Origin of the sequence: Pseudomonas sp. CFBP13508 (assembly GCF_005233515.1) — a bacterium.
GTDB lineage: Bacteria > Pseudomonadota > Gammaproteobacteria > Pseudomonadales > Pseudomonadaceae > Aquipseudomonas > Aquipseudomonas mercuritolerans.
On sequence record NZ_QFZZ01000002.1, the window covers coordinates 459,898 to 477,485 of the forward strand.

The window sequence follows — 17,588 nt, forward strand, 5'->3', positions numbered from 1 at the left end:
ACTGCGCAGGAAAACTGCAGTACGCATGCGCGCCGGGCGCAACGAAGCTCGGCGAAACGGCTTTCTGACGCGGGCCTTCGTCAAGACCGTGACGCTTTAGCGAGGCTTTTGTCAGACAACTGTAAATATCTGTGCTGACTGCATCACATTATTTAACTGAACATTCAATTGACGGCTAACTCCTGTAACTCATTTAAATAAAAAGCCGATCTAAATGTTTACTTGATGAAACAGCCTGACTATTATTGCGGCACTGTCCCCTGTCATTCAGCATTCTACAAAAGGTAGTACTCATGTCCTTGATCAACGAATATCGCGCCACCGAAGAAGCTATCAAAGAGCTGCAAGCCCGTCTGAAGAACCTGTCCGAAGACGACAAACTGCAAGCCGAACTGGAATTCGAAGGCAAACTGCGCACGCTGATGGGTGAATACTCCAAGTCGCTGCGTGACATCATCGCGCTGCTGGATCCTGAAGCCAAATCCAAGGCTCCACGTGGCGGCGCAGTAAAAACTACCGGCACCAAGCGCGCGCGCAAAGTTAAGCAATACAAAAACCCGCACAACGGTGAAGTGATCGAAACCAAAGGTGGCAACCACAAGACTCTGAAAGAGTGGAAAGCCAAGTGGGGCGGCGACGTGGTTGAAGGCTGGGCTACCCTGCTGGGCTAAGCCGCAACATTTCGCCGAGCGATCCGCGAACAAAAGAACGCCAGCTTGCGCTGGCGTTTTTTTATGCCCGTAAATTAATTCCGGGTATGTTCGATTTCAAAGATTCAAACGTTTGCGTAATGCCTGGACATAGTTCTGCCAGTCATTGAGTACCTCTCTCTGCATTGGCGTCGCATTAAGCGACCATTGCTCGGCGGCTTCGATAAATGACTGCACGGTATTCGGCGCACCTGCCTCGGGTTGCGTCAGGCGCTGGCGACAAAATAATTTCCAGCGTTCCTGCTCGGCCACATCCAGGGTGTCTGGAAAGTTGCGCGCTCGATATCGAAAAAGTAGTTCGGGCAAACGTTCATCATCGAAAGGCCACTGTTCTTGCGCCAACTGCGCAGGATCGGCCGTTCGAACTTGTTCGCATAGACGCCGATCACGATCACCGATAAATCCATCGTACAACTGCTGCTCGGGATCTTCGCTGGGAGTGAAATCTTCGCTGGCATAAATTGCCGCGATTTTATCTTTCCAGACTTGTTGTGCGTCAGTTAGTCGCACTGTCCGCTCCTGATATAGCGCCATGTCCAGCCCAAGGCGCTGCTGGTCTTGTGCGCGCAATACCGCCAGCGGCGCTACAACCGGGCATCGATTGATGTGAATCAGCTTGAGCGGCACCGGCAGTTCACCTTCGGCCAAGTCATCGCGACGGGTATACAAGCGCTGGCGCAGAGTTTGCGCATCGAGGTCCAGCAGCCCCTGCGGATCGAGATGCAAGTCACAGACGATCAAGGCGTTGCGATTCTTCGGGTGCCAGGCCAGCGGCAGCACCACGCCGACATAACTGCGTGCCGCCGAGAAACGCCCGGACACATGCACCAATGGCTGCAACAGGCGGATCTGGTCCATCACCTTCTGTTTGCTGCGCAACTGGAACAGCCACTCGTAGAGCTTGGGTTGTTTCTCGCGAATCAACCGCGCCAGCGCGATGGTGGCGCGCACATCCGACAGGGCTTCGTGAGCGTGCCCATGATCGATATTGTTGGCCGCTGTCAGGCGTTCGAGCTTGAGGGTCACGCGGCCTTCATCATCGGTCGGCCAGACCAGACCGTCCGGGCGCAATGCGTAAGCGGCGCGCACCACATCAATCAGATCCCAGCGACTGTTGCCACCCTGCCATTCACGGGCATAGGGGTCGAAGAAATTGCGATACAGGCTGTAGCGGGTCATCTCGTCGTCGAAACGCAAGGTGTTGTAACCGGCGCCACAGGTGCCCGGTGCGGCCAGTTGCGCATGCACGCGAGTCATGAAATCGGCTTCGCTCAGACCTTTTTCAGCGAGCTGACCGGGGGTGATGCCAGTGATCGCGCATGCCGCCGGGTGCGGCAGGATGTCTTCGCTGGGCTGGCAATAGAGGTTGACCGGCTCGTCGATCTCGTTGAGCGCATGGTCGGTGCGAATCCCGGCCACTTGCAGCGGTCGGTCGTTGCGCGGATTGATGCCAGTGGTTTCGTAGTCGTACCAGAAGATTGAAGTCACGGGCGAATCCTGAACAGAAGATCGGCGAAGTCTAGGCGTTTCAGGGTTGCCACGGCCAGCCTGGTCGCCCTCGAACAGCAATTTCTCCAGATTCCTACAGGTGAATCGCATTTTCCCTGTGGGAGCGAGCCTGCTCGCGAAAGCTTTCTATCAGTTGCAAATGCGCTGACTGACCCACCACATTCGCGAGCAGGCTCGCTCCCACACCCGAGAGGCTGCTAGCATCAGGCGCACTTGCACCCCGAACAGGCGAACATCAGGTAGCCCATGCTCGAGCCCACAGCACCGCGAAGGAAAGCACCGCTGGATACGCGCCATCAGGTCGAAACACCGGAAGGCATCGACCTGCCGTTGCGCCCTGCCGGATTGATGGTGCGCGCCGTGGCGTTTGCCATCGATCTGGGCGTTCGCGGCTTGATCCTCGGCGTGCTGTTTATCGCACTGGCGTTTCTCGGCAAGCTCGGCATGGGCCTCGGTTCCTTGCTGCTGTTTGCCATCAGCTGGTGGTACATGGTGCTGTTCGAGGTGCTGCGTCAGGGCCGCTCGCCGGGGAAGCAATGGCTGGGTTTGCGCGTCGTGCACGATGACGGCACGCCGATCGGCTGGTCGGCCTCGCTATTGCGCAACCTGCTGCGCTTTGTCGATCTACTACCCTTCGGCTATTTCCTCGGTGCGCTCAGTTGCCTGCAACACCCGACTTTCAAACGCCTCGGCGATATTGCCGCTGGCACCCTGGTCGTCCACAGCGAACGCCTGCTGAGCCGACCGCAATTGCCTGATGCAGAACCTCGTCGCTGCCCTGTCCCACTCACCCTGAGCGAACAACGCGCCGTGCTCGGCTTCGCCGAACGTCAGGCCGAGCTGTCTCCCGCACGGGTCAATGAGTTGGCGGCGTTGCTGGCCCAGCCGCTGCATATTTCGGCACCCAAAGCGGTGTCCGAACTCAACGGCATCGCGCGCGGTTTGTTGGGGCCGACCCCATGAAGCAGAGCCTGTTCGAAAGTCGCCACAAGGCGGAATGGGAGCACTTCGCCTTGGCGCTCGCACGCCTTGAACAGGGCAAGGACACCGCGCAAGTGGCGGCTTTCCCCAAGGCTTATCGTCGCCTCTGCCAACATCTGGCCCTGGCCCAGGAGCGCGGCTACAGCAGTTTTCTGATTGATTCACTGCAGCAGCAAGTGCTGCGCGGCCACCAACAGCTGTACCGGCATCGCAGCCGCCTCGGCGCGCAAATCCTTGCGTTCATCCTCGCCGACTTCCCGCGTCTGGTGCGTGAAGAGTGGCGCTTCGTAGCTGTCGCCAGCCTTCTGTTCTTCGCCAGCCTGATCGGTTTCGCCGTTGTGGTTTATCTGTTCCCGGAACTGATCTACAACCTGATCCCTGCCGAACAGGTGCGCGAAATGCAAGGGATGTACGACCCCGTTGCCGGCCACCTCGGACGCTCGGCCGAGCGGGCGGCGAGCGAAGACTGGGTGATGTTCGGCTATTACGTGATGCACAACACAGGCATCGCCTTCCAGACGTTCGCCAGCGGTTTGCTGATGGGTGTGGGCAGTGCATTTTTCCTGCTTTACAACGGCATGATCATCGGCGCGGTGGCGGGGCATCTCAGCGAAATCGGTTTTGGCCAGACCTTCTGGTCGTTCGTCATCGGTCACGGCGCATTCGAACTAACGGCGATTGCCCTCGCCGGAGCGGCGGGCCTCAAATTGGGCTGGGCGCTGATCGCACCGGGCTGCCTGACACGCGGCGAGGCACTCCGGCTGGCTGCGCGCAAGAGCGTGTTGCTGGTGTGCGGGGTCATGCTGTTCCTGCTGATCGCCGCTTTTATCGAGGCTTACTGGTCGTCGAAAACCAGTGTCACGCCGCTGACCAAATACGCCGTCGGCACCGCGCTGTGGCTGGCCGTCGCGGTGTATCTGCTGTTTGCCGGAAGGACCCGCCATGCGCCTGAGTGACGCCAGCGTAGTGATCCGCCCGCGCACGACCTGGGAAGCCATGGACCTGGGCGTATTGATGAGCCAGCAGCATCGGCGATTGTTGATGAGCAGTTGGGCGATCGTCACCCTGCCGCTGTTCTCCCTGCTCAGCCTGTTGCTGTGGGATTCGCCATCGCTGGCGGTGTTCATTTTCTGGTGGCTGAAACCGGCCTTCGAACGCCTGCCGTTGTACATTCTCTCCAAAGCGCTGTTCGGCGAAACCCCGACGCTCAAACAAGCCCTGCGTGAATGGCCGCGCCTGCTCAGGCCGCAACTGTTGGCCAGTCTGACCTGGCGGCGACTGAGTCTGAGTCGCAGCTTTGTACTGCCGGTGACGCAACTCGAAGGCCTCGACGGCGAGGCCCGACAACAACGTCTGCAGGTGCTGCTGCAACGCAACGGCGGCGCCGCGCAATGGCTGACGATTATCGGCGTGCATCTGGAGACCGCACTGTGGATCGGCTTGATGCTGCTGTTCTACATGCTCTTGCCGCAGCAGATCGAAACCGACTGGGACTGGCAATCGCTGCTGCTCGCCGCCGATCAGGACTGGCGTTGGCTGGAGCACCTGACCAACGCTTTTTATGCGCTGATCCTGGTGGTCTGGGAGCCGGTTTATGTTGCCTGCGGCTTCAGCCTCTACCTGAACCGCCGCACACAACTGGAAGCCTGGGACATCGAGTTGGTCTTTCGCCGTTTGCGCCAGCGCTTGAACAAAGGCGTGCTCGGCATGTTGCTGGCGGCGTGTCTGCTGCTGCCGAATCTGCAACCGGTGTGGGCCAGCGATGCGCCGGATGCTCCTCGGTTGTTGAATCAGCCGCTGACCAGTCAGGCGTCGCGCGACAGCATCCAGTCGCTGCTCGAACAACCGCCGTTCAAGAACAAGGAAAGCGTCACCCGCTATCGCTTTGGCGACGACCCGGCAAGTCCGGCCAAAGACGCGCAAGCGGGTGAGGCACCGCAGTGGCTGAAAACCCTTCTCGGTTGGCTCGATGGTCGACACCTTGATGCCTTGGCGAACGTGATTGAGGTGCTGTTGTGGGGCGCGTTGATCGCGGCGCTGGGCTGGCTGGTCTGGCGTTATCGCGAGTTTCTCCGGGCCTTCGTCAGCCGCCGACCGAGCCTGCCAGCGCGCAGCAAACCGCCGGCGTCGCCGCAAGTCTTCGGCCTGGATCTCAACCGTGAAACCCTGCCGGATGACATTGCCAGCAGCGCCGAACGCTTGTGGCTGAACGAACCTCGCGCCGCGCTGGGCCTGCTCTATCGAGGCCTGCTCAGCCATTTGCTGCACGATTTCGACCTGACGCTGAAAACCGCCGACACCGAAAACCAGATCCTCGAACGCATCGAGCAATTGCAACGCCCGGACCTGCTCGTCTACAGCCGCACCCTTACGGTTCACTGGCAGAACATGGCCTACGGACACCGGATTCCACCGGCTCATTTACAAGCGCAGTTGTGCAACGGCTGGCGTGAATTGTTCGGCAAAGGATCCGCCCATTGAACCGGCGCCTCGGCTGGTCGTTGGCTACGCTGGCGCTTCTGCTGCTGGGCGGCTTGAGCCTGTTCCTCTACCTCAAGGCCCGGCCGTATCAGGAAACCGTCGATCACGGCCCCTCGCCTGCCGCGCAAGCCAATCCTTATCTGGCGGCAGAGATGTTCCTGCGCGAACGCGGTCTTGTGGTCAACCACGCCGAGACGCTGGCGGTGCTGCCACACACCGAGCCGCACGGTCATACGCTGCTGTTGTTCGGCGAGCGCGCGCGGATGACGCCGCGTGAAGTCGATCAGGTGTTGAACTGGACTCGCGCCGGCGGACGCCTGGTGTTTGTCGCCGAGTCGCTGTGGGATGCGCAGACCGGGCAAAGCAACGATCTGCTGCTCGACCGGGTGCAACTGCACCAATCGCTGAGCAAGGACCTGAAAGATCCTGCGCAAACAGTTGAAAAGGACCGCTACCCGGAACTGACCAAGCTGTATCTGGAGGACGAAGAGGCGCCGGCCTACGCCGGTTTCGACACCGACTTCCACCTCGACGACCCGAACAATGTCGCGCAAGCCTGGGCCAACAGCGCCAAAGCCACGCACATGATGCAACGGGTGTACGGCCTCGGCACGATCACCGTAGTCACTGATGCGGAGCTGTGGAAAACCCCGGCCATCGGCAAATACGACAACGCCTGGCTGCTCTGGTACCTGAGCGCCGACACCGACGTCACGCTGATTTACAACACGACGCACGATGGTTTGTGGACCTTGCTCTGGCGCTACTTCCCGCAGGCCATCGTCGCCCTGCTCGCCTTGATCGCTCTGTGGCTGTGGCAGGCCGGCGTGCGCCACGGCCCGGTGCAAATGCCAGCGCCAGCAGGTCGCCGCCAACTGCTGGAGCATCTGCGTGCCAGCGCCGATTTCCTCCTGCGTCACAACGGCCAGCAGGCGCTGCTGCAAGCCTTGCAACAAGACATCCTGCGCCGCGCCCGCCGCCGCCATCCCGGTTTCGATCAATTGAATGTGGCCGAGCAATGGCTGGCGTTATCGCGCCTGACCCGGCAACCCACCCGCGCCATCAGCCAGGCCCTGAGCCCACGTCCGAACCAGCGTTTGTCCAGCGCCGAATTCAGCCGTCAGGTCGCTCATCTGCAAACCTTGAGGAACGCGTTATGACTGAACAGATCGAGCCCGGCAGCGTGACTCACGCTGCCCAGCAACGCCAGCGCGCCAGCCAGTTGGCGCAGGCAGTGCGCAATGAACTGAACAAGGCGCTGATCGGCCAGGAAGCGGTGGTCGACGATGTCCTGACCGCGCTGATCGCCGGCGGCCACGTGCTGCTCGAAGGTCTGCCCGGGCTGGGCAAGACCTTGCTGGTGCGCGCTTTGGCGCGTTGTTTCGGCGGCGAGTTTGCGCGCATCCAGTTCACCCCGGACCTGATGCCCAGCGACGTCACCGGTCACGCCGTGTATGACCTGCAGACCGAGCAGTTCAAGCTGCGCAAAGGCCCGCTGTTCACCAACCTGCTGCTGGCCGACGAGATCAACCGCGCGCCGGCAAAAACCCAGGCGGCGTTGCTCGAAGCCATGCAGGAGCGCCAGGTGACGCTCGAAGGGCGCGCGCTGCCGATCGCGCAACCGTTCATGGTGCTGGCGACGCAGAATCCGATCGAACAGGAAGGCACCTATCCGCTGCCGGAAGCCGAGCTCGACCGCTTCATGCTCAAGGTGCGCATGGATTATCCCGACGCCGATCAGGAGTTGAACATGGTCCGCCAGGTCTGTCGTTCGACCCGCGCCGACATGCTCGACGTGCAACCGCTGCGCACGGTGTTGCAGGCCAAGGATGTGCAAGCGTTGCAACGTATCGCCAGTGACTTGCCGCTGGACGATCAGGTGCTCGATTACGCCGTGCGCCTGGCGCGCAGCACGCGCACCTGGCCGGGGCTGACCCTAGGCGCCGGGCCGCGCGCCTCGATCGCGCTGGTGCGTTGCGCCCGTGCCCGCGCCTTGTTGCGCGGCGGTGAGTTCGTGATTCCGGATGACATCAAGGGCTGCGCGCTGGCGGTGCTGCGCCATCGCGTGCGCATCGCGCCGGAACTGGATATCGAAGGCCTGCAAGTCGATCACGTGCTTGCGCAGTTGCTCGATCAAGTGCCGGCGCCGCGCCTGTGAAACCTTCGCGTCTGCTGCTGATCTGGCTGGCCCTGCTGGTGGTCATCAGCATCGTGCTCGGCGCCCTGCAGGCGTTGCAGACCGACATCCCGTCCAGCCTGATTTCGGTCAACCGGGGGTTACTGCTGGCGCTGTTGGCCTTGGCGGTTATCGACGCTGTGCGCCTCAGACGCCTGCCCTCGCCACGCATCAAGCGGCAGATGCCTGGCAGCCTGGCACTCGGGCGCTGGGGAGAGATAAATCTGCAAGTTGCCCATGAGTTTGCCGAGCCACTGAAGGTCAATCTCTTCGACCACGTCCCCGACGGCCTCGCGTTTGAACATCTGCCGCTGACCGTTGAGCTTCAACCTGGGCATGTCAGCCACATCAGCTACCGCCTGCGCCCCACCAGACGCGGGCATTTCAGCTTCGATCAGTGCGAAGTCAACCTGCCGAGTCCGCTAGGTTTCTGGTCAGGCAAACGCCTGCTCGGAGTCGTCGATCAGACCCGCGTCTACCCCGACTTCGCCCGACTCTACGGCGGTGAGCTGCGCGCCGTCGACAACTGGCTCAGTCAGCTCGGCATACGCCAGCGCCAACGTCGCGGTCAGGGTCAGGAATTTCATCAGCTGCGCGAATTTCGCGAGGGCGACAGCCTGCGCCAGATCGACTGGAAAGCCACCGCCCGCCAGCGCACGCCGATTGCCCGCGAGTACGAAGACGAGCGCGATCAACGGATCATCTTCCTGCTTGATTGCGGCCGGCAGATGCGCAGTCGGGACGGTGAGCTATCGCACTTCGACCATGCGCTCAATGCTTGTCTGCTGCTCGGTTATATAGCGCTGCGTCAGGGCGATGCGGTGGGGCTGAATACCTTTGCCGGTGATCAGCCGCGACACGTGGCGCCGGTCAAAGGAGGCGGCCAACTGAACGTCTTGCTCAACGCTGTTCATGACCTGGAGAGCACGCAACGTCCTGCCGATTATCAAGCTGCCGCCAGCCAGTTATTGGCTCGCCAACAGCGCCGGGCGCTGGTGGTGCTGGTGACCAATTTGCGCGATGAAGATGATCAACTGCTGGGCGCGGTCAAGCGCCTGAGCGTGCACCATCGGGTATTGGTGGCGAGCCTGCGGGAAGAAGCGCTGGATACACTGCGCCAGACCGCGGTGCAAACGCTGCCCGAAGCATTGGCCTACTGCGGCACGGTAGATTATTTGAATGAACGGGCCGAACTCCATGAGCGGTTGAATGCTCATGGAGTAGCAGTGATGGATGTTCGGTCCGCGCAATTCGGGGCCGCGCTGGTGACCCGCTACCTTGACTGGAAAAAATCCGCCACGCTCTAGCGCGACCGCTGGCTCAGACTACGACCAGAGTCAATGAACTTTCGGCTGTACCTACAGGGTTATTCACGCTTGCCCTGACAATGACCGAGCCAGTTTCAACCGGTGCAAAAACCACCTTCGACCATCCCTTGTCATCGCTGACAGTCCCTCTCAACGGAACATCATCAACGGTCCAGAGCACGCTCATATCGACCACTGGCTCAGCCAGATTTTTTACCACTTGCACCGCGATCGTCACAGGCTTGCCCATTTGGCCGATGAGGGGCACTGCATAAATGGAACGCAAGATGACGCTGGGTCGGGCAACCACGTTGATCCTTGCCAGCGCAACCGCGCCCGAATTCAGCGAAGCCACCAGATCAAACTGGCCGACCTCAGTAGGCTGGAATTTTACCGGCGCGATTCCTAGCTCGTCGGAAACCGACGACGGCAGCGATTTGCCAGCGAATTGCCAATCGACGGGCAGGTTTGTTACGGGTGTGCCTTGCGGGTTGGCTTTCACTACGGCCCAGGCGTTCACCTCATCTGCACGATAAACAATTGTCCTGTCGCAACTGAGCGATTCAATCACCGGCGCTTGCCCGGTATAGGTCAATACAGCCATATCCCAACCGGCCAGCCCTCCTTCAACGGTCGCTGACAGAACGCCATCACTCAAACCCATGAAAGTCCAGTCAGCAATACCCTCGTTATCGGTCACAGAGCGCTCTAGCTGCCCGTTGAATTCCCACGTCACGGGCACGCCGGCCAAGGCCTGTCCGGTCAATGCAGAAGTCACTCTGGCTTTCGCATGCACTCTGTCGTCGTCGGGAGGCTGCCGGGCGTCGGACGGCTCATAAAGCTCTGCGATCTGTCTCGGTTGGGCGAGAACCAGATCCATCGCTATCGAAGCCCAATTGTCCGCATCGCCAACGGTTGCGATGACCTGACTGGAACCTGGCGTTGTAGGAACAAAGCATACTTTCGCCCTCCCGTAAAAATCGGTCTCGGCGTTCAGAACGCCAAGGTCAGGGTGTGTAAATGTCACCAGCACTCCTGCCATCGGTTTTGCACTGATGGACGAAACGACCTGGATCGCCTCTTCAAAGACATCTCCCCAAAGAAGCTGCGAACCGGCATGGCTGGCCGCCGAGCTGATCCTCATCACCTGCGAGCCTGAACCCTGCGACATCGCGTTGGCCGGCGACAGCCGTGCCAGCCGTTCGGCGCAGAGCCGCAACGCAAAACTGCCGTCCGTGAAATCTCCCGCGCGCAACGCGAACCTTGCCATTCCATTCGTGACAACCTGCGCCATGCCCAACTCTGGCTCATAGTGATTGCCCAATACCGTGGGCGCAGTGCCGGTATGCCCCATACGTACGGTCTGCCCGTTAAATTCTTCCGGGAAAAACGCCACGATACTGTGCCTGCCTTTGCGACGCGGGAAACCGGTGGTCCCGCCCCAGTCCTGACTGGTCTGACCATCGAAACTGACCTTGACTCGCGGCCAGAGATCTTCTGCCAACGGTTTGAAGGTAGCGCTTCTGTGCTCTGAGGTATTGTCGTAGAGACTGAACAATGTCGCCTGCACTGTCTGCATGTCGGTGCTCACGGGAAGCACGGCGAAGCCGGAGTTACCATCGCTGTCAGTATTGACCGCTACAGGGTCGCCGCCGGAACGCCAGGTGACCGGCACATCGGCAACTGCCTCTGCGGTAAAACGCGACACCACATTAGCCCATGTCCAGGCCTGATCGAGATCGACTACCGGATCCACCGGTGACTCGAGTATGAAATTGAAACTCAAGGCGTTATGTCCCAACTCCATTGGTGTGACGGGTGCGACGAATACCAATTGAGGCAGGTTTACAGCGAGCGCAAAGTTGCCCGCCCTTGTGCTGCTGCCGAAACCGAGTTGCCAGAAAGCGCCCTCTGCACCCAGCGGTTGCGATTGCTTCAAGGGCGGACTCACGATCGCATTCAGTTCCTCGGCAGGCGTTCCCGACCACTCCAGCGCTGCTGACAGGCCCACCAGCGGGCTTAGCTCATTGAGGCAGACGGTAAACTGATGATCCGCACCGAGGCAGGGATATAGCTTCTGCCCATCGAGTGCTGCCGTTACTCGATCCAGCCTGACGCCAACTTCCCGAGCCAGGTCCGGATTGACGAATCGCCCGCACAACTCGCGATCATCTGCAACAGCATCAGCCCGCAAACGCAACTCGAAGGGTCTGCTCAGACTTTCGTCGGCGTTGGAAGACAGGTTCCATGTCAATCCATCAGCCCCCAGCGGGAAAGAAACGCCGAGATAAGCCGGGTTCAGACCGATCAGTGGATCGCCCTCTCGCCAATCCAGACTGATGCGTTTGCTGCCGATCCACGGGCTGGCGGCAGCAGGGCTGACCTTCAGCACGTGTGTCTGGCCATGCCGGCAAACCAATCCGATGGTCTGATGATCGATTGCCTGACCATCCAGAGTGATCGTCACATGCTCATTCCAGACACTGGTCGCAATCGCCTTGACGACGAATTCCATCTCGCTCGGCTCGGCTTCTTCGTGAGCCTTGATGGTGGCAATCACGCGATGGTCCCCCGCAGCTGCGGGTTGATGCCCATGACTGGACCAGCCTCCCGCGCCTGTCAGGGTCCTGGTCACGCTCCCGTCCGGCTCGTTCCAGAAAACCAGCGCTCCCTCTACCGGGCCACCGGTTCCTGATGCTGTCCTGTGCAGCACCTGCACCCACATTCGTGCGCTGTGGTTTTCATCCACCACGCAAATCCTGTCCGGTCCTCGCACCTCACCGGGCATGACCACATTGCGTGCCAGCGACATGGGTTTGGCCGGCGAACTTTCCAACAGATGCGCAGAGGTCAACCGCAGAGAAAACTGGCCATCCTGCCTGTCCTCGTTAGCAAATCGATACTCAAGCAGTCCATCCGGACCTATACGCGCGGCTGTTTCAAGCGGCGGCGTGACAGTAACTCCCAGCTTCTCGGCAGAGTCACCACTCCAGTGCAATGTCACGTCTGTGTCCCACAGCACCTGGGGAAACCGGACTTGCAAACGATAGGTCGTTCCGCGATTGGGATAGTCTTTCTGCTCCCACGGCCGCTCGTCTCCAGCGGCCATGATCGTGCGGACCTCTTGCAAAGGGTCGGTCGCCAGCACCTTGACTTCAAAGGCCTGACTCACCACGCCGCTGGCGTAGTAAAGGCTTTCGACCGAAGCTTGAATCTGCACATCGCCGGCCGCGCTCGGTTGTTGTTCAAACCAGGCCCAGCCCTCACGATCGGTCGGCGTCGTGGTTCCTGCGTCAGTGCCGTCTACCGTCCAGGTGACTGTTATTCCCTCCAGCACCTTGTCGGTGTAATACGAACCGACGCAGACGCCAACCCTGATGGATTGGCCGTGCTCCATCACCACGTAATGCGCTGCCTCTTTCAGTTGAATGAACTTCAGGCGGTGGTCGCCGAGTGATACCGGGATATCCAGTTCCGGGGCGTTGAACTCGTTCAATAACTGCAGGTTGAAAAGATAGGGAGGTTCGCCGTCAAGTTCCGGGCAAACCAGACTCCAGGAATCATCCAGCGGTTTATCCCTGCCCCAATCCGGATCGGCGACAATTGCGCCCTGTGGGTTGCTTTTGATGTTCAACGACGCCCGTGTACCCTGCCAGGTATCATCCTGCGCATGGATGCATTTGAAGCGGTGCGCTGCCGAACCAAGCGCGCCCAGACAAAGAGGCACGGCACGGCCCACTGGCAATTGCTGCCCGTCCAGTTGCAGGGTCAACACCCGCGCCGCCGGCAAGTGCAACTGAAGATTGATCCGGGTGATCCGCAACGAAGAGAAGTAGTCGCCCTCTTTGTTGACCGGACTGATGGCGTGGACTTTGAGAATGTCGGTATCCACAAGCGGCAATGTCACATCCACTATGTACGAGCGCGGTCGGAACATTCGAGGCAGGCCATCGCGCTGGCGCAGAAGATCGGCCGTTCGATCGCGGCGAGCGCCCACGAGCAAGGGAATTTTCTGCGTATCAGGCAGCCCGGCCAAACTGAGCTCCAGCAGGCCCTCCTCATCGTGGTTCATTTCACAAAGAAAGCTGATGACATACCTGACGTCGTTACTGGAACTTTTGAATAGGCTGATCTCCTGATAAGCCGAAGAACCGTCCATGGCAGAGAGGATATTCATGCGCTCGCCACTTTCCAATTGATCGGACCTGGTCACGACATAAGCCGGGTTGACCGGCCCCCTTTTCCACTGCGCGAGGCTCTGGGAGAAGTCGCCATTGAGGATCAGATTGCGCTCGGCCTGAATATCGGGATCAAGCATGATGACGGCTCCGTTCGGCGTTGCGTTTCAAAGCCTTCGCTGCGGCTTCTGTCACCAGATTTTCCACTGCCAGTATGAAGGTCGGCTCACCGGCCTTGGCCGTATAGCGGATAGTGATGATGAGGTCGGTAATGGATGCAAGCACGGCAGACTGAGCCGGCTCGCCCCACCACGGAAAATGGATTTCCCAACAGGAAACCGCCCCCGAACATTCAAAAGCGCGAAGCAACCCCGGATCCTCATCCTCCATGACGCGCCCATCATCAGCAACGCCTTGGGAAATGCCGATTTGCTGGCCCGAGCGGGTGTTGAACACCACATCGGCAGGCGCTGGCTTGCTGTCGGGGTCATGCAGATATTCCACCGCCTGTGGCACTGGCCGGACGACGGTACGACTGCCAGTCTGGGTCAATGTTGCCCTGAGGTTTTCATAGGGTCCGAGCAACGCCGGGCAGTCAAATTCAACCGAGCGGATCAACCGGCAGTATTCACCGGGATGGTCGCGATTGAAGTTCAGCTCACTCACGCAAAAGGCGAGCCGTCCGTCAGCCTGCAGGTTTTCAAGCGCCGTCGCCCAGTCGGGGGCATCAGGCTGAGGCTCGACGGTATCAGCGAAGAGCTGACGCAAGGAAACGGTCTTGACCCGCTCGATACGTCGCTCGAAGCTTTGCAAGTGATCGCGCTGCTCACGCATCACAAAGCCAACCAACTGCTGACCAGCCAACAAACCGTGATGCTTCTCGGACCATGCCTGGGGCAAAACCGTCTGTGAATCGTAATCACCGGTTTGTGCAATGCGCGATGCCTGGGCACTGATGCACAGACTGTAAGTTGCATCATAAGCCTGGTAGTACAACGCCTTGAGTTGTCCCAGCAACCAATCATAAAGCTGGCTGTGGGCAGTGCGTTTGTGCAGAAAGTCGTACACCGCCAAAGACTGACGATTGGTTTGCAAGACCAATTGCAAACTGGCCTGGGCAGCCTCTACGGCAATTACCTGCGCATTGATCTGCTCGTCCAGCGCCAGCAGTTCGGCGAGCGCCAGGTTGCGTTGCAAACCCCATTCGCGGCGTCGCAGACGATAGCCCTCGGTCACCGCTCTTTTTTCCGCGTCGGCCTGTTTGCCCATGGAAGCAATCTGCAAGCCATGGGCGATGGCATGTAGAACACCTTCAGGAAAGGCATTGCCGTTGGCCATGCCAAAGACTTTGGGAATGACCGAAATCGCTCCCGCTGCAGCCTGAACAGCCACCGAGCCCTGATTCAGTTCCTTGGCAGCGTGCAGGTCATCCATGACCTTGTATTCCTCTGCCGTGACGTTTTCGTCAAACCACGCGGCGTACTCATCGGCGCGTTGCTTGACGGCGGCGTGACTTTGGCGCAAAGCCGTCAGCGTCACATTCATCTGAGCGAGGGATTTTTCCTGAATGGCTTTCGTCCATTCGGCTTGTTCCAGCAGATGCCTTTGTTGCAACTCCACCTGTTGCGCTGTGTCGCGCTGTTCCATGAAGCGCAGCAGTTCACTGCCGAGGTTTTGCAGCTCCTGCGCAGACCGCAGGGCAAATTCGCTGGTCACTCGCCAGCCATAACCATTTATGACTGGGCGCCCGCCCATTCGCCGTGGCCCGGCGTTGTTTCCTGCTGCCAGGTCACGTAACAGTTGCGCAGGATCACCCGGCGGTTCATACAGCGGCAATTCGAGCGGTTTGCCATCAATGGTCAACCAGTGACGCAAGTTGTGAAGGCGCTGCCGAGGCAATTGGATCAGCGCCAGCAAGCGATCATTGGTCGGCAATTTGAAGGGTGGTGTCGCCAGCAGCCCCATCGCGGGTGCGAAATCAGCCGAGGGCGGTACGTCGGCAAGGGAATACACATGCGTTCTCTCGAACGCTTCCAGCGTCGGGCGCTCGCTCTGGTCAATCAGCGCTCCGAGAGTCTGTGTCTGCCAATCGGTCACCGAGCGCGCCGAAGGCGGGTCGCCCATCAGGTCCTGCGCCTGCTGATAACACTCCTTGGCCAGCACCAGACTGTCCCGCGTCTGCTGACGGTAATACCAGTCCCCCTCCTCGACCAGATTCTTGACGAACTCCATGAAGGTGAGGATCTGAAAGTGCTGCGGCGCCGCGTAACTGATGGCGTACGGATCATCCTCTACCAGACACTCGGGGCCGGCATTGCCGGGACTCACCAACGGCCGGCAGCGCCAGTAATCCGGCTTGTCGCCTGGCTGCGGGGGATCTGAAACCTGCGCGGTCGCTTGCGGATCGAACACCCTGCGCCACCAGGCTTCAGCCTCGCGATAACGATTTTCGTCGCGAAAGCGGATAGCCACCAGATGAATCAGATGGAAGAACAACTCCCAGAAATAAAGGCCATTGGCACCATTGAAGGCTCCGTTGGGCTCATCGACCGGCCCGGCTTCCGAGGGCGGTTCAACCAGAAACTGCGTCGGCCAGGCGAGCACCGCATCAATGGAAATATTGGCGAGCCCGACCAACTGCGGACCGAACAGCGAATTGAGGCGTACCCGTGCCAATGTTTGCGGATTGTTGAAGGCCAGAAACTGCGCCGCGTCATGCTGATTCTTTTCCAGTACTGCGGGGTCGAAACCCGCGATGCCGGTCATTGTCAGCACGAATTCTTTACGGCCATAGGGTGCAGAGGCATCAGTAGCGCCGAAAGTGAAGGTGATGGGACTGGTGAAGCCGCCTGAACCACGCTTGTAGGCAAGCCAGTCGGTGGCCCATCCGCCAGCTATTGAACGCTCCCCACTGGTTTGCTTCGGATCCCCGTCCGAGGGTTCGCTGGTCAGCATCAAATCGAAACCAGCGCAAACACTCGTGCTTGCCACCACCTCTGGGGCATTTGACCTGCAAATCCCCCTGACAACCAGGATGTCTCCCGTGGAGTGAGCAAGCAGAAAAGCATCCAGTTCGTAGAAGGCAGTCAGTGTCCCGGGCGTCGCGATCGTCGTAACTATTTTTGGACGCATCTGCTCGGTCAGCGAATGCTGGACAGTGAGAAAACTGTCGAAACGTTGCGCCAGCATTTCCAGCCAACTGCCTTCATATTCCGGCCGAGAGCGAAACAGTGCATCGCGCACCACAGGCGTATGCGCTACTTCACCATTGAAAAACAGGATGCCAAGAACGCCATTGGGATGACTTTCGCTAACACGGACAGTGGCAATCAAGCGGCTACCGACTGCAGGATGGGCCGCGAGATCCGGAATGCTTTGCAGATTTGTTGCCGGCGACCAGTCACCGTTCTGCGATCTGAACGCTATGTTGATGCTCACCTTGTAGGGAACATAGCCGTCCTTGCCTTTCTCGCCGAGTTTGTCTGCAAGCTCGGCCCAGACCAGACACGGCCTGCCGTTCCAGAATACCGGGCGCACATCCAGCACGGTTCCGGTCGCCCCGACATCGATCAATTCCCACTCGTTCCACGCTGCCGGATTGACGCAGGTACAGGTCGGCGTCAGTTCAATCTGCGCTTCGCGCCAAAAGTATCGGTAAGGCGCCACGCGCTCGCGGCCGACAATGAAATAGCGCCCATCCACGGCCGAGGTGCCATGCATAAAAGCACTGACGACTTCCAGGTTGCAGGTTTCTTCAAAGGACTTCAGATAGTTGCGCAAAGCGATCAATACCGAATCGGTGCTTAACCGCGTCTGGTTCAGATCGGTCATCAGCGCCTGGAACAAACGAGTCGTGCGCGGCCGCGCGAACGGCGTCATGTAGTTTTCCGGGTAAACGAGGAGCGACATCAACGCCGACCAGTCCGAATAGTTTCTGTACAGCTCCCAGCGTTTCAGATCCTCTTCAGGGAACTCTGTCTTCGAATACCCCGGCTCAAGCTTGCGGTAGGCAGCATTGATGAATTTCTGCGCGCAGCTGATCGCCTCGGCACCCAGTGCACTGGGCACTTTTTGCGTGTCGAGCGAGTCCAGACGCAGCAATTCATTCAGATGGTCTGCGTTCTTCATGATGCTGAACCGGCCACCGCTCTCGCCAAAGTGGCCCAGGCAATACTCCGTCAGTGCAGTGCGACGTTGTTCCAGCAAATCGTTGATGATGCTTTGGCTCATGATCTTCACCTTCTGG

At 59.5% G+C, this 17,588-nt stretch carries 10 protein-coding genes; 7 read left to right on the top strand and 3 right to left on the bottom strand.

Translation table 11 applies throughout. The annotated features are described in order from the left end of the window. Positions 1-293 precede the first annotated feature (293 nt). Positions 294-671, top strand: a complete 378-nt coding sequence (gene mvaT / locus PspCFBP13508_RS06630) for a histone-like nucleoid-structuring protein MvaT (protein WP_016773476.1) — start codon at positions 294-296, stop codon at positions 669-671. Positions 672-767: 96 nt separating this feature from the next. Here mvaT and sbcB read toward each other — a convergent pair whose 3' ends face one another. Further along, entirely contained in the window at positions 768-2,198 is a 1,431-nt protein-coding gene (sbcB, locus tag PspCFBP13508_RS06635) for an exodeoxyribonuclease I (RefSeq protein ID WP_137214016.1), read from the bottom strand. A gap of 267 nt (positions 2,199-2,465) precedes the next feature. On the opposite strand from sbcB, the gene PspCFBP13508_RS06640 reads away from it, so the two are divergent. Genes PspCFBP13508_RS06640 through PspCFBP13508_RS06665 form a run of 6 tightly spaced genes read left to right on the top strand, consistent with a single transcriptional unit; the run spans position 2,466 to position 9,164 of the window. Further along, the gene (locus PspCFBP13508_RS06640) at positions 2,466-3,182 is read left to right on the top strand and encodes an RDD family protein (protein ID WP_130910005.1); all 717 of its coding nucleotides are present in this window, start codon (positions 2,466-2,468) and stop codon (positions 3,180-3,182) included. After that, positions 3,179-4,156, top strand: coding sequence for a stage II sporulation protein M (locus tag PspCFBP13508_RS06645; RefSeq protein WP_137214017.1), 978 nt, complete (start codon positions 3,179-3,181; stop codon positions 4,154-4,156). The genes PspCFBP13508_RS06640 and PspCFBP13508_RS06645 overlap by 4 nt, the downstream gene beginning before the upstream one ends. After that, on the top strand, positions 4,143-5,681 hold the full coding sequence (locus tag PspCFBP13508_RS06650) for a DUF4129 domain-containing protein (RefSeq protein ID WP_137214018.1): 1,539 nt from the start codon (positions 4,143-4,145) through the stop codon (positions 5,679-5,681). The genes PspCFBP13508_RS06645 and PspCFBP13508_RS06650 overlap by 14 nt, the downstream gene beginning before the upstream one ends. Further along, the gene (locus PspCFBP13508_RS06655) at positions 5,678-6,841 is read left to right on the top strand and encodes a DUF4350 domain-containing protein (RefSeq protein ID WP_137214019.1); all 1,164 of its coding nucleotides are present in this window, start codon (positions 5,678-5,680) and stop codon (positions 6,839-6,841) included. The genes PspCFBP13508_RS06650 and PspCFBP13508_RS06655 overlap by 4 nt, the downstream gene beginning before the upstream one ends. Continuing rightward, the gene (locus PspCFBP13508_RS06660; protein ID WP_137214020.1) at positions 6,838-7,839 is read left to right on the top strand and encodes a MoxR family ATPase; all 1,002 of its coding nucleotides are present in this window, start codon (positions 6,838-6,840) and stop codon (positions 7,837-7,839) included. Before PspCFBP13508_RS06655 ends, PspCFBP13508_RS06660 begins: the two co-directional genes overlap by 4 nt. Then, the gene (locus tag PspCFBP13508_RS06665; protein ID WP_137214021.1) at positions 7,836-9,164 is read left to right on the top strand and encodes a DUF58 domain-containing protein; all 1,329 of its coding nucleotides are present in this window, start codon (positions 7,836-7,838) and stop codon (positions 9,162-9,164) included. Before PspCFBP13508_RS06660 ends, PspCFBP13508_RS06665 begins: the two co-directional genes overlap by 4 nt. Positions 9,165-9,177: 13 nt before the next feature. Here the strand turns inward: PspCFBP13508_RS06665 and PspCFBP13508_RS06670 are convergent, their stop codons facing one another. Together PspCFBP13508_RS06670 and PspCFBP13508_RS06675 are read right to left on the bottom strand one after the other, a co-directional pair. Continuing rightward, positions 9,178-13,482: a hypothetical protein gene (locus PspCFBP13508_RS06670; RefSeq protein WP_137214022.1), complete on the bottom strand. Its 4,305-nt coding sequence runs from the start codon at positions 13,480-13,482 to the stop codon at positions 9,178-9,180. Then, positions 13,475-17,572, bottom strand: coding sequence for a neuraminidase-like domain-containing protein (locus PspCFBP13508_RS06675; RefSeq protein WP_137214023.1), 4,098 nt, complete (start codon positions 17,570-17,572; stop codon positions 13,475-13,477). The genes PspCFBP13508_RS06670 and PspCFBP13508_RS06675 overlap by 8 nt, the downstream gene beginning before the upstream one ends. Positions 17,573-17,588 lie beyond the last annotated feature (16 nt).